The sequence below is a fragment of the Sesame phyllody phytoplasma genome (assembly GCF_018390775.2).
GTDB classification, from domain to species: Bacteria; Bacillota_I; Bacilli_A; order Acholeplasmatales; family Acholeplasmataceae; genus Phytoplasma; species Phytoplasma australasiaticum.
Window position 1 is genome coordinate 1 of record NZ_JAHBAJ020000030.1, and the last position, 1,338, is coordinate 1,338.

The following is a 1,338-nucleotide window of genomic DNA, read 5'->3' on the forward strand; positions in this document are numbered from 1 at the left end:
AATATTGAAAATGAAAATAATTTAAATAAATTCGATGCTTTAATGATTTTTATAAATATGTTTGAAAAAATTTTAGAAAAAAGTCAAAATCATATTTTAGTTGCTTTCGATACAAAAGGTAAAACTAAAAAGAAAGAACTTTATTTAGATTATAAAAAAGGTCGCCCTCTTATACCTCAATTGTTGTTAGATCAAATTGTATTAGTACAAGAGTATTTAAAACTTTCTGGAGTTAAATATCATTATCAAACAGGTTATGAAGCTGACGATATCATTGGTACTATTGCGCAACAAGCTAGTTCTCATCAAATCGCTACAGATATTTACTCTAGTGATCAAGATTTTTTGCAGTTGATTAACAATTATATTACAATTCGTTTAATAAAAAAAGGTGTAACTACAATTAGTAATTTTGATATAGAATTATTAAATAGAAAATATCAGTTAAAACCTGAACAAATAGTTGATTTCAAAAGTATGGTCGGAGATAATTCTGATAATATTGTAGGAATTCCAGGAATAGGCCCTAAAACTGCTCTTAAATTATTGCATCAATTTAATAATTTAGATAATTTATTGATCAATTTAAAAGAAATTCCTGATAATTTGAGAACCAAAATAGAATCATTTAAAGATAGAATCCATTTAAATCGTTTATTAATAACTATTGATAAAACTGTTCCATTATCGTTTGATTACACACAAACTTACAAAGAAAAAATTAATCTAAATTTATTATTAAATTTTTGTAAAAAATATAATTTAAATCGTTTATATAACAAAAAAATAAAAAACAAATTATAATCATTAAAAATTATAATTTGTTTTTTTTGTTGAATTATATATTTATTGAATTATTTAATATATTTAATTACTATACAATTAAAAATCTTTATATTGATATTTAAATTTACTAATTTTATTTCCAAAATAACAAATTTTTAATTTTTTTTGTTTTTTATCGTTATATTTATATTCGTAATACATGTTATTTTGATATTTAATATGTTTTTCTGGTTTGAAAAAACGAAATATACTTTTGTTAGGTTTTATAAGTTCTTGATATATTTTATAAATTTTTTGATTTTGTGTATTGTATTTATAAATAAAAACATTTTTATAACAATCGCCATTATAATTGAAATAAAATTTAATTTTTTTTCTTAAGATATTTTGATTATCATACTCATAAATAATTTTAACTTTATCATCTTTATCTGTGATTTTAAATAATTGATTATTATCGTTATAGAAATATTTATTATCTATTTCTTGTTGATCATGTGATTCAGGAACGAAAGGTTCATTATAATGTTTTATAATACGGATAGATTTATA

General features: G+C 19.7%; 2 protein-coding genes. One reads left to right on the forward strand and one right to left on the reverse strand.

All coding sequences use genetic code 11. From position 1 onward, the window contains the following. On the forward strand, positions 1–804 hold an 804-nt coding region (locus KHD59_RS02370; RefSeq protein WP_213680517.1), incomplete at its 5' end, for a 5'-3' exonuclease. A gap of 78 nt (positions 805–882) precedes the next feature. On the opposite strand, the gene KHD59_RS02375 is transcribed toward KHD59_RS02370, so the two are convergent. After that, positions 883–1,338 (reverse strand): hypothetical protein (locus KHD59_RS02375; protein ID WP_425326533.1); only part of this gene is annotated, 456 nt, incomplete at its 5' end.